The 11565-nt window shown below is 59.0% G+C and carries 8 protein-coding genes; all 8 read left to right on the plus strand.

The window, feature by feature from the left end; all coding sequences use genetic code 11:
• Window positions 1–130 precede the first annotated feature (130 nt).
• Window positions 131–1072: a glycyl-radical enzyme activating protein gene (locus ACZM96_RS04845; RefSeq protein ID WP_489487726.1), complete on the plus strand. Its 942-nt coding sequence runs from the start codon at window positions 131–133 to the stop codon at window positions 1070–1072.
• A 114-nt stretch (window positions 1073–1186) separates the two neighbouring features.
• Window positions 1187–1963 (plus strand): HpcH/HpaI aldolase family protein, encoded by a 777-nt coding sequence (locus ACZM96_RS04850; RefSeq protein ID WP_489487727.1) that lies wholly within the window; start codon window positions 1187–1189, stop codon window positions 1961–1963.
• Between the two features lie 18 nt (window positions 1964–1981).
• Complete coding sequence (locus ACZM96_RS04855) at window positions 1982–2758, plus strand: N-acyl homoserine lactonase family protein (RefSeq protein ID WP_489487728.1); 777 nt, start codon at window positions 1982–1984, stop codon at window positions 2756–2758.
• A gap of 362 nt (window positions 2759–3120) precedes the next feature.
• Window positions 3121–5103: a sigma-54 interaction domain-containing protein gene (locus tag ACZM96_RS04860; protein ID WP_489487729.1), complete on the plus strand. Its 1983-nt coding sequence runs from the start codon at window positions 3121–3123 to the stop codon at window positions 5101–5103.
• A 625-nt stretch (window positions 5104–5728) separates the two neighbouring features.
• Window positions 5729–6586 (plus strand): amidohydrolase family protein, encoded by an 858-nt coding sequence (locus tag ACZM96_RS04865; RefSeq protein WP_294485491.1) that lies wholly within the window; start codon window positions 5729–5731, stop codon window positions 6584–6586.
• A 104-nt stretch (window positions 6587–6690) separates the two neighbouring features.
• Window positions 6691–8604, plus strand: coding sequence for a TRAP transporter permease (locus tag ACZM96_RS04870; RefSeq protein ID WP_489487730.1), 1914 nt, complete (start codon window positions 6691–6693; stop codon window positions 8602–8604).
• Window position 8605: 1 nt separating this feature from the next.
• Complete coding sequence (locus ACZM96_RS04875) at window positions 8606–9577, plus strand: TAXI family TRAP transporter solute-binding subunit (RefSeq protein ID WP_489487731.1); 972 nt, start codon at window positions 8606–8608, stop codon at window positions 9575–9577.
• A 74-nt stretch (window positions 9578–9651) separates the two neighbouring features.
• A partial coding sequence (locus ACZM96_RS04880; RefSeq protein ID WP_489487732.1) for an oxidoreductase occupies window positions 9652–11565 on the plus strand: 1914 nt, incomplete at its 3' end.

An 11565-nucleotide genomic window follows, 5' to 3' on the forward strand; every position in this document is an offset into this window, starting at 1 on the left:
CCCCTCGCTGCAGAATGAAATCATCGCCCGTGTCGAGCACACCACTCTGTAGCCTTCCCTGTGCCCGCGAAAGCGGGCACAGCCCTCTTTTTCCGGCCGCGGCACTCCGCCGGCCCTTCTGGACAAGCCCATGATGCACGACAGCGAACTCGAACAGGTCACCGGCACCATCTTCAACGTACAAAAATTCTCCGTACACGACGGACCCGGCATCAGAACGACCATCTTTCTGAAAGGCTGCCCGCTGCGCTGCTACTGGTGCTGCAACCCGGAATCCCAGACCTCCTCGCCGCAGATCTCCCGGCGCGTGACCCGCTGCCTCGGCGCCGAACGCTGCGGCAAGTGCATAGACATCTGCCCCCGGAACTGCCTGAGCCGCAACGGCAACGCCGTGGTCTGGAACCCCGCCGCCTGCGTCAACTGCCGGACCTGCGCCGCCGTGTGCCCCTCGGGCTGCATAGAAGTCATCGGCAAAAGCGTGTCTGCGGGCGAGGTCATGCGCATGGCCGCACGCGACGCGCTCTTCTACAACTACAGCTCCGGAGGCATCACCCTCTCCGGCGGCGAAGTGCTCACCCAGCCGCGCTTTGCCGAAGCCGTCTGCCGCCTGGCCAACCGAGAAGGCATTCACGTCGCCATCGAAAGCTGCGCCTACGCCGAATACGACACCCTGCATCGTCTGGCCCAGTATCTCGATCAGGCCATCATCGACGTCAAGCACATCGATCCCGAAGCCCACCGCCGGGGCACCGGCGTCGACAACCGGCTCATTCTTCAGAACATCACCCGTCTGTGCCGCGACATGCCGAACCTGCCCGTGCTCATACGCACGCCGATCATTCCCGGATTCAACGACGATGACGACACCATCGCCCGCATCGCCGAATTCGCGGGCCAGTTCCCGCAGGCGTCCTACGAGCTTCTGCCCTATCACCGCCTGGGCGAAGAAAAGTACGGCAACATCGGCCGGGCCTACTCCCTTGCCGGCGTCGCCGGCCCTTCCGCGGAAACCATGGCCGCCCTGCGCAAAACCGCCTCAAGCCGCGTGCGCGTCGTCTGCCCGACCGACTAGACAGGGCAGCGCCGTCTTCCGGCCGCACGGAGCGCCCATTTGGGGGAGTCTCCGCCCTTTCGACCTTCTTCCCGGCACGCCGCCCGACGCCGCCGGCTCAGCAAGGAGCTTTTCATGACGCTCAATCCGCTCCGCAGAAAAATCAGCGACGGCGGCGTTCCTCTGGGAACCATCGTGTTCAGCGGCAACAGCCACATCACCGAAATGCTGGCCTGCCTGGGCTACGACTTCATCGTCATCGACGCCGAGCACACCTTCACCTCGCCGGAAAACATGCTCGCCCAGGTGCGGGCCGTGCAGGTGTGCCCCGGCTGCACGCCCGTGCTCCGCGTGCCCGGACACGATCCCGACGCGCTCAAGGGCGTCATGGACTTTCTCGGCGTGGACAACCTCATGTTTCCGCTGGTGCAGAGCGCGGACGAAGCCCGAGCCCTGGTTTCCGCCTGTACCTATCCGCGCAAGGGCATACGCGGCTACGCGGGAACCACACGCCTCACCCGCTTCGGCACGCTGAAGGACTATGCGGCCACGGCCAACGACCGGCAATGCCTCATTGCGCAGATAGAGTCGGAAGAAGCCATGAAACGCATTCTCGACATCGGCCGGGTGCCCGGCATCCACGCGCTCTTCATCGGCCTCGGCGACCTCGCGCAGGAAATGGGCGTGCCGCGCGGCATGGCGGATCCGGAATTTCGCGAATACGTGGGCCGTGCCGTCGCCGAATGCGCCGCGCACGGCATCAGCGTGGGATCATTCCAGTTCTCCCTTGACGGCGCGCGATACTTCCGGGAAAAAGGAGGGAACATCATCTCTCTTGGCTCCGATCTGCGCTACGTTGCCGACAACGCCAAACACGATCTGACCGCGCTTCTCGCCGCAGCCGGGCATTAATTCTTCACGGAGTGACACATGGTGCAGGCGCTTTACGCTTTCTGCATGGGAATACGTCCCGCAAACATGCAGAACATGCTCTACCAGTACCGGCAAAAAAAAGGCGAAACCATCTATTCCGCCTACTTCAACTGGTGCATCGTGGATGATGAACTCGGCCCCGTGCTCGTGGATCAGTCCTTTACCCCGGAATGCACCGAGGCTCTGCACATCGAATTTAAACCGCAGATTCATCCCGTCGATTTTCTCAAGAGTCTCGGCTTCAGCGCCGAAGACGTCCGCCACGTCATTCTCACCCATCTGCACTGGGATCACTACGCCGGCGACAACTTCTACCCCAACGCCGTCTATCACGTGCATCAGAAGGAAATCCACTACGTGACAAGCGCGTGGATGAAGTATGAAACCTACGCGAAGCACTACTATTTCCCGGCGCTGAAAAACTTCATGAACCTGCTTTTCGACGGCAGAGTCCGCATCATCGAGGATGATCTCTGCCCCATTGCCGACGGCATCACCGCCGTGCGCCTCGGCGGTCACACGCCGGGACTTCTGGCCGTCAGCGTCCGGAAGGACAACGAAACCCGGCTTCTGACCAGCGACGTCTGTCCGCTTCTCAAAAATCTGGAAGAAACCATTCCCTGCGGCATCCACTACGACGTGAACGAAGTGTTTCAGGCGCTGGAAACCATCCGCCGCACGGCAAAAACGGCAGAAAACGTCATTCCCGGGCACGACCCCGGCGTGCGGGAACGCTTTCCCGAAGTCGCCCCGGCCGTGTACCGCCTGCTCTAGCGCAGAACAGGCGCGCCCAGGCCGCAACGCCCCGGAAGGGCAGCGGTCGGGGGCTTCCAGAAAACGCCCGGCGCCGCCCGCAGACGGCAGGTCTCCGAAAAGAGGCGACGCCGCAGGCAACAACATGTCCGAACCGGCGGAATCAGCTCTTCCGCCGGTTCTTCAGCGCTCGGAAGCCGCGGCTTCGCCACCGCCTCCGCCGTGTCCGGCAAGGCGGATCTGCCGGGCAAAACGAGCAAACGCCTTTACAACACAAGAAATTTTATGTACCTATTAAATAAATATTTTCAGGTAGTTTTCATGTAACAAGCGGCGCCAAGAAGGCCGAGCGTTCCGGACAAGAACGGCGGGAGGAGTGCGGCATGCTGTATCAGAAACTCTCAAAGAACATATTCAAGGTTCCCAGCGACGCCGACTGTCAGGAACAGGTAAAAAATCAATGGGAAATGTTCATCCGCGGCGAAAACATCGACAAGAAGGTGCTGCGCAACTCCATTTACAATTCCTGGAAAAGAAGCAAGGTTTACAACGTCAACTATCAGTCGCTGCAAACGGTCATCGTTCCGCAGAAGGAACTCGACAAGGCCGTCAAGAAAAACGACGTGCTCATTTCCTGCTCTTCCGTCATCCTGTCCGACATTTTCTATTTCAATGAAGACATCATCCGCACGGTCATTCTCACCGACGCCTCCGGAACCGTCATCGACCTGCGCAGCCAGGACGACAGCGTCTGCCTCGGCATGACCTTCGACGAACGCCACATCGGCACGCACGGCATCGCCACCTGCCGCCACGAAGAAAAGCTCATCACCGTCATCGGCAACGAAAATTACTGCATCCAGAACAAAAACATCGCCTGCACCGCCTCCCCCATCTGGAACGCCACCAGAACCCGTGTGCTCGGCTTTCTCGGCGTCATCGTCAGGGCCGACGAGTTCAAGCCGTTCATCCGCAGCATCATCGAAATTTCCGTCAACGCCATCACCGAACAGATCAAGGCCTACACGCTCCTGCAGCGGCAGAACACGCTCATCAGCGTGCTTACCGACGGCCTCATCTTCCTCGAACACAACTTTTCCGTCTATCTCGTCAACAAGTACGCCAAAAAACTGCTCGACCTCGACTGCGAAAGCATCTCGAAGAACATCTTCGACCTCATGTCGTTCAACAGCGTGGTCACGGAAAAAATCGTCAACAAAACGCCCTTCATCGACGAAAAGTCCGTGTGCGTCAACGCTCTGACCGGAGCCTCCATCACCTGCGTGCTTTCCATGTCCATCTCCGAGAATCAGGACATCGTGCTCACGTTCCGGGAAGTTTCGCGCATCAAGGATCTCAAGAAGGTCCCCGTGCCCCGGGCCGTGTACAGCTTCAAGGACATCGTCGGCCGTTCGCCCGCCGTGCTGGAAACCGTCGATTACGCCAGACGCGCGGCCCTGAACGACTTTCCCGTGCTCCTCATCGGCGAAAGCGGCACCGGCAAGGAACTGTTTGCCCAGTCCATTCACAACGCGAGCGCGCGTTCCGGCAAGCCCTTCATCGCCGTGAACTGCGGAGCTCTCCCCCACGAGCTCGTGCAGAGCGAACTGTTCGGCTACTCCGAAGGCGCGTTCACCGGCGCAAGCCGGCACGGCAAGGCAGGCAAATTCGAGCTTGCAGACGGAGGCACAATCTTTCTTGATGAAATAGGCGAAATGCCCCTGCATATTCAGGCAAACTTGTTACGAATTTTGCAAGATGGCGAACTTTGCCGCATTGGCGGACAGCAGAGCAGAAAAATCAACGTCAAGATCATTGCCGCCACCAACCGGAATCTGCACAAGGCGATTGCCGACAACATGTTCCGCGAAGACCTCTTCTATCGACTGAACGTGTTCAACATTCACATTCCCGCACTCAGGGAACGCATGGAAGACGTGGAGACGCTGGCAAATTACTTTGTTTATAAAATATCCAACAACTTCAACACCGATATAAAAAAAATAGACGACAGAGTCCTGGAAGTCTTCAAAAAATATTCCTGGCCCGGCAATGTGCGCGAACTTGAAAACGTCATCACCCGCGCCGTCTATGTCTGCCGCTGCGACACCATTCGACTTGAGCACATTCCCTCTTCCATAGTCCGCGAGTACGGCGCATTCGACGACACCTCTCCGACACCGTCCTCCACCATGCACGATTTCAGCAGTCAGTCGCTGTATAAGACCGAGGAAGCCATCATACGGAACATTCTCTCGCAACAGCGTGGAAACGTGTACGGAAGTTCAAAAATATTGAATATATCCAGAAGTTCGCTCTACTACAAATGCGCAAAGTACGGTATTGATCCGAAAATATACAAATAATATTCTGGTATATGTATATTTTCAACGATGCTTCCCGAAATGTGCGCAAGAGAATGCTTATTATTGCAGAAATATCATCTTCCTCATCATGCTTCAAAAAACGAATATTCAGGACAGTATGGATCATACTGTCCTTTTTTTGCGTGCCGTGTCCTCTGCCGCCCGTCATGCGGCGCCGTTTTGCCTTTCCGGGCGGGGCGTCTTTGCCACGCGCGCCTCGGCGAGCGCCTCGATCGGATGCGCCCGAGCGCAGAATACGCGGCCACCTGGCGGCGGAGACTGCGCATGGATTTTGTACAACGGCCGTATGTCGGACTATGCCCATTTGTCTGTTTTTTGGAATTTTTGTGTCTGCTTTTCAAAAAACAGACACAGATAAAAAATCACATGCCGCCCCGGACGTTCCGTCGGCGGGACTTTTTGCGCAACACGCAGGCTTACCGTTTATAATAAATAATAATATCAATAGATTATAAATATCTCTTCTTCACGTCTCTTTTTCTGCGGAAATCGCGGGTGTTGGCACGCTATTTGCTACATAAAGGGCATAATCCGACACCCCATGTGCGCACGGTGCTCACAACGCCGGTGTCACAGGCAACTTTATTCTTGTAAGGAGTATCAGATGATTATTGATGCAAGACTGCGCCCCGCGACGGAATCGTACCTCCATTCCACCGTGTACAATGGTCACGCCTATGAATTCCACAAGCGTTTCGGCGTGGGAATGGCTCCTTCCGTCCGGGAAAAATCCCTGGAACTCTGCCTGCAGGAAATGGATGAAGCCCGCATCGATCTGGGTCTGGCTCCCGCCCGCTGGGGCGCGGCTCCCGAGCCCTACGTCACCCCGGAAGAAGTGGCCCAGATCATGGCCGACTATCCGAAGCGCTTCTACGGCGCCATTGCCCTGGACACCTGCCAGCTCCGCCGCTCCATGGAACTCATTGAAAAGTGGGTCGTGAACGGCCCGGTCAAGGCCGTCTGTCTGGAACCCGGCCGCGGCCCGAAGCCCATGTATTTCAACGACGCCAGAATTTATCCCATGTATGACTACCTGCAGGAAAAGAACATTCCCGTGTTCATCATGGCCGGCGGCATGACCGGTCCCGACGTCAGCTATTCCGACCCCGTCTATCTCGACAGAATGCTGAACGACTTCCCCAAGCTGACCGTCATCAACATTCACGGCGGCGTTCCCTACGTCGATCAGTCCATCTTCTGCGCGCTGCGTCATCCCAATCTCTTCCTGTGCCCCGACATGTATCTGAACCACACCGCCTGGTGGCGCCGCTACATCGACGCCGCCAACTGCATGATTCAGGATCAGTTCCTGTTCGGCAGCTCCTATCCCTTCGTGCCCATGAAGGAAGGGCTGGACATCTTCAATTCCTTCCCGCTCAGAGAGGAAGTGCGCGACAAGGTCATGTACAAGAACGCTGCTCGTGCGCTTGGTATTGATCCTGAAGACTACCGTCGATTCTGATAGCCCGGCACGTCAACGTGCCCATCAATACGCCACAGGCCCCGGCGTGCATCCGCAGGTGGATGCAAAGGCCGGGGCCTCGTGCATGACAGCAGGAGTTCGCCATGTCGACAGACGCCTTTGAAAAGAAAATCATCACGCCGCTGACCAATGCCATCTGCATTGTGTTCGTCATCTATCAGATAGTGACCATCTCCGGTCTCTATGTGCTGGACACATCCATACAACGAGCCTTCCATCTCGGCTTCGTCATGGCGCTTACATTTCTTATCTTTCCCATCTACGGCAAGTCGAACTCCTTCCGATTTCTGCGCGTCGTCGACTTCATCTGCTGCATTCTCGCCTTCGTCATCGCTTCGTTCTTCTACGTTTACTTTGACTACATCTTCGACAGGCTGCCCTACGTCGATCCGCTGACGGACGTCGACATGTTCATCGGCGTGGCCGCCATTCTCCTTGTGCTTGAAATCACCCGCCGCACGTCGGGCGTTGCGCTGGTCATCGTGGCCACGTGCGGTCTTCTCTATACCTATTTCGGCGACTATCTCCCCGGATTCCTGCATCATTCGGGCAAGTCCGTGGAAGAAATCGTGGAACACGTCTTCCTGCTCACCGACGGCATTTACGGCGTTCCTCTGTCGAACGCCGCCACCATCATTTTCGCCTTCGTGCTCTTCGGCGCCTTTCTTGAAAAAAGCGGCATGAACGATCTGTTCATGAACCTCGCCTGCTACTGGACCAAGAACGCCAAGGGCGGCCCGGCCAAGGTGGCCATTTTCGGCAGCGCCATGTTCGGCACCATTTCCGGCAGCGCCGTGGCCAACGTGTACGGCACCGGCAACATCACCATTCCCATGATGCAGAAGGTGGGGTACAAGCCCACATTCGCCGGCGCCGTGGAAGCCGTGGCCTCCACCGGCGGTCAGATCATGCCCCCGGTCATGGGCTCCGCGGCCTTCATCATGGCCGACATCACCGGCGTCGGCTACCTCGCCGTGGCCAAGGCCGCCCTGCTGCCCGCCATCCTGTACTACGCCAGCCTCTTCTTCATGATCCACTTCGAGGCCTGCAAGCACAACGCCGGCACCATTCCCCCGGAAATGATTCCCGACGTGCACCGCATCTATCGGCAGATCTACTATGTTTCCGCCATCCTGCTGCTCATCGTGCTCATGGTCATGGGCTGCAGCCCGGTGCTCTCCGCCCTGCTTTCCACCCTTTCCATCTATCTCATGTCCTTCATCCGCAAAGACACCAGAATGGGCATCCGCAAGCTCTACGACACCTTCGTCTTTGCCGCCAAGAACTCCCTCATGATCACCTCGTGCTGCGCCTGCGCGGGCATCGTCGTCGGCGTCATCACCCTCACCGGCCTCGGCTTCACCTTCATCAACTTCGTCTCCTCCGTCGCCGGCGACAACCGCTTCATCATCCTCGTGCTCATCATGCTCGTGTGCATCATCATGGGCATGGGCGTGCCCACCGCTCCCGCCTACATCCTGGTGGCCAGCCTCGGCGCGCCGCTCATCATCAAGTCCGGCTTCAGCGTGGTGTCGGCCCACCTGTTCGTGCTCTACTATGCCGTGCTCTCCGTCATCACGCCTCCGGTCTGCCTGGCCTCCTACGCCGGCGCGGCCATTGCAGACGCCTCAGCCATGCGCACCGGCATGGTGGGCATGAAGCTCGCCTGCGTGTCATTCATCATTCCCTTCATGTTCATCTATCAGCCCAACCTCCTGCTTGAAGGCGACTGGTTCTCCCTGATCCAGGCGGCCTGCACCTCCTTCCTCGGCGTGATAAGCATCGCCGCCGGCGTGCAGGGCTACTTCAAGACCAACGCCAATATCGTGGAACGCGCGCTGTTCATCGTGGGCGGCTTCATGATGGTGGATTCCGGAAAGATCACCGACGTCATCGGCATAGTCTGCATCGGACTCGCCGTCGCCTCCCAGATCATCAAGTGCCGGGCGGCCGGCAAGTGCAGTCTGGAAACTGAAAACCTCACCAAGGGAGCCTAGTATGAAAAAGCTGATAACCGGCGCTCTGATGGCGCTCATGATGTATGCCTTCCCCGCTCAGGGTGCGGAAAACATGAACATCGTCGCCGTGGGCGCGGCGTCCGGCGGAACCTTCACCATCGGCCTCGCGGCCGTCGGCAAGATCGTGACTCGGGAATGTCCCGGCGCGGAATTCCAGCTGCTGCCCGGCGCGGCTTCGGGCAACATCGTGCGGGCTTCCCAGAACAAGTGCGATCTCACCGTCACCCAGCACGTGCTCGGCGTGGCCGCCGTAAACGGCACCGCTCCCTACAGAAAGAAAATAGGCAACGTCTGCTCCATTCTGAATACCGGCGACCTCGCCCGCCTGCACATCGTCGCCAGGGAAGAGAGCAAGATAGAGTCGCTGGAACAGCTGTTCAAGGAAAAAAGAGGCGTATCCATCGGCGTGGGCCCCCGCGGCGGCATGGCCGAAGTGGCGTTCAACGGCATTGTGGAATCCTGCGGTCTCACCTACGCCGACCTGCGGAACATGGGCTGGAAAATCATGACGAACGCCACCAGCGACTCCGTGGCCCTCATGCAGGACGGCCTGCTCGACATCTTCCTGTGGTTCGGCCCCAACGAAGGCCCCTTCCTTCAGGAACTCGTCAACAGCACCAATCTGAAATGGATCTCGCTGGCGCAGGAAACCGCCGAATTCATGAAGACCAAGTACGGCTTCTCCGCGCACATGCTCCCCGACGATCTCTTCCCGGGCAAGCACGGCGACGTGCTCTGCATAGGCAACTCCACCGAATGGATAGTGAGCGCCCAGCTTCCCGAAGAAAAGGTGTACAACCTCATCAAACTCATCATGACGCACCGCGCCGACATCGCCCTGGCCCTCCCGGAATGGGACACCATCGACCCCAAGGTCGGCTGCACCAATCTCGCCTTCCCTCTGCATCCCGGAGCCGAACGCTACTACAGGGAAATAGGCAGTCTGCAATAAGGCAAATATCTGCGACCAATATGCCGCCCACCGCGCTTTTCCAGCAATGACAAGACACTACAAGGAGCCTCAGCATGTACAAAGAAACGTATGAGCACATCTTCACCCCCCTGCAGGTCGGATCCGTCACCATTCCCAACCGTCTTTTCGTCGCCCCCATGGTCTCCGACTTCTGCGACGACGACGGCATGGCCACGGAACAGTACATTGCCTATCACGAAGAAAAGGCCAAGGGCGGCTGGGGACTCATCGTCACCGAAGACTACGCCGTGTGCAAAAGCGGACGCGGCTACATCACCGCCGGACTCTGGAAGGACGAACAGATTGAAAGCCACAGAAAGCTGACCGAACGCGTCCACGCCCACGGCAGCAAGATATTTGCGCAGATCTATCACGCCGGTCGTCAGGTTCACGGCAAGGTGCCGCACGAAGGACTTCCGTTTGCGCCGTCCGCCGTGTCGTGTCCGCTGGTGCAGCAGGGCGCGCAGGCGCTCACCATCGAACAGATCAAGACCATCGTTTCCCAGTTCGGCGACTGCGCCCTCCGCGCCAAGAAGGCCGGTTTCGACGGCGTGGAAATCCACGGCGGCCACGGCTACCTGATTGCCGAATTCATGTCCTGGCACGCCAACAAGCGCATCGACGAATACGGCGGCCCGCTGCCCAACAGAATGCGCTTCCCGCTCGAAGTCATCGCCGACATCCGTGAGAAGTGCGGCAAGGACTTTCCGGTGACCATACGCATTTCCACCGAGGAACTCATACGCGACGGCCGCGTGCTCGAAGATTCCATTTATGTCGCGCACGTGCTGGAAGAGGCCGGCGTGGACGCCATTCACGCTTCCGTGGGCCTGTACGGCTGCAAATACTCCATCGTGCCGCCCCTGAACATTGATCCGGGCTGGGTGATCCGCTACGCCGAAAAGCTCAAAACCGTGGTGAAGATTCCGGTGTTCACGGTGTCGCGCATCACGGAGCCGGGCATGGCCGAACTCATTCTGAGCATGGGCCGCGCCGACGCCGTCGTCATGGGACGCAATTCCCTGAGCGATCCGTACCTGCCCCGCAAGCTGGCCGAAGGACGTCCGCAGGACATCAACCGCTGCATCGGCTGCATTCAGGGCTGTCAGGGCCGCCTGAGAAACAACGAGAGCATACGCTGCCTGGTCAATCCCGAACTCGGCTACGAAGCTTTACATGAAAAGCAGCCCGCGCTGAACAAGCGCCGCGTCTTCGTCGCCGGCGGCGGCGTGGCCGGCATGGAAGCGGCCATCATCGCCGCGGAACGCGGCCACGACGTCACCCTGTTCGAGGCCTCTCCGGCTCTCGGCGGACAGTTCGTGCTGGCGGCCGTGCCGCCCTCCAAGGGCAACCTTTCGAGCTTCCCGGCCTGGCAGGTCGAACAGCTCAAGCGGCTGGGCGTGGAAGTGCGCCTGAACACCCCGCTCACCAAGGCCGTCTGCGTGGCCGAACATCCCGACAACGTCATCATCGCCACGGGCAGCACGCCCTTCCTGCCCCCGATTCCGGGCATCGACGGCCCCAGGGTGGTGCTGGCCTCCCAGGTGCTGAAGGGCGAAGTCGCCTGCAAGGGCAAGGTGCTCATGGCCGGCGGCGGCATGGTGGGCTCGGAAACGGCCGACTTTCTCTGTGAATACGGCTGCTCCGTGACCATCGTGGACATGCTCCCCGAAATCGCCGCCGAAGAAATCGCCACCAGACGCACCTTCCTGCTCGATTCGCTGCGCGAGCACGGCACACGCTTTGAAACCTCCTGCAAGATTCTCTCCATCGACGAAGACGGCACGGTCACCTGGAGACGCAAGGACGGCTCGACCCAGAGCGACCGCTTCGACTACGTCGTCATCGCCCTGGGCTCCCGCCCGGTGAACAAGCTCGCCGACGAACTCGAAGACGTGGTCAAGCTGAGCGTGGTGGGCGACGCCTTCAAGGTCAGCAACGCCATGGTCGGCGTGCGTCAGGCCTTC

Source organism: Mailhella sp. (genome assembly GCF_057866825.1).

Excerpts from the sequence above, each read along its gene's own strand:
- ACZM96_RS04845 (WP_489487726.1), top strand. The coding sequence starts at position 131 with ATGATGCACGACAGCGAACTCGAACAGGTCACCGGCACCATCTTCAAC.
- ACZM96_RS04850 (WP_489487727.1), top strand. The coding sequence starts at position 1,187 with ATGACGCTCAATCCGCTCCGCAGAAAAATCAGCGACGGCGGCGTTCCT.
- ACZM96_RS04855 (WP_489487728.1), top strand. The coding sequence starts at position 1,982 with ATGGTGCAGGCGCTTTACGCTTTCTGCATGGGAATACGTCCCGCAAAC.
- ACZM96_RS04860 (WP_489487729.1), top strand. The coding sequence starts at position 3,121 with ATGCTGTATCAGAAACTCTCAAAGAACATATTCAAGGTTCCCAGCGAC.
- ACZM96_RS04865 (WP_294485491.1), top strand. The coding sequence starts at position 5,729 with ATGATTATTGATGCAAGACTGCGCCCCGCGACGGAATCGTACCTCCAT.
- ACZM96_RS04870 (WP_489487730.1), top strand. The coding sequence starts at position 6,691 with ATGTCGACAGACGCCTTTGAAAAGAAAATCATCACGCCGCTGACCAAT.
- ACZM96_RS04875 (WP_489487731.1), top strand. The coding sequence starts at position 8,606 with ATGAAAAAGCTGATAACCGGCGCTCTGATGGCGCTCATGATGTATGCC.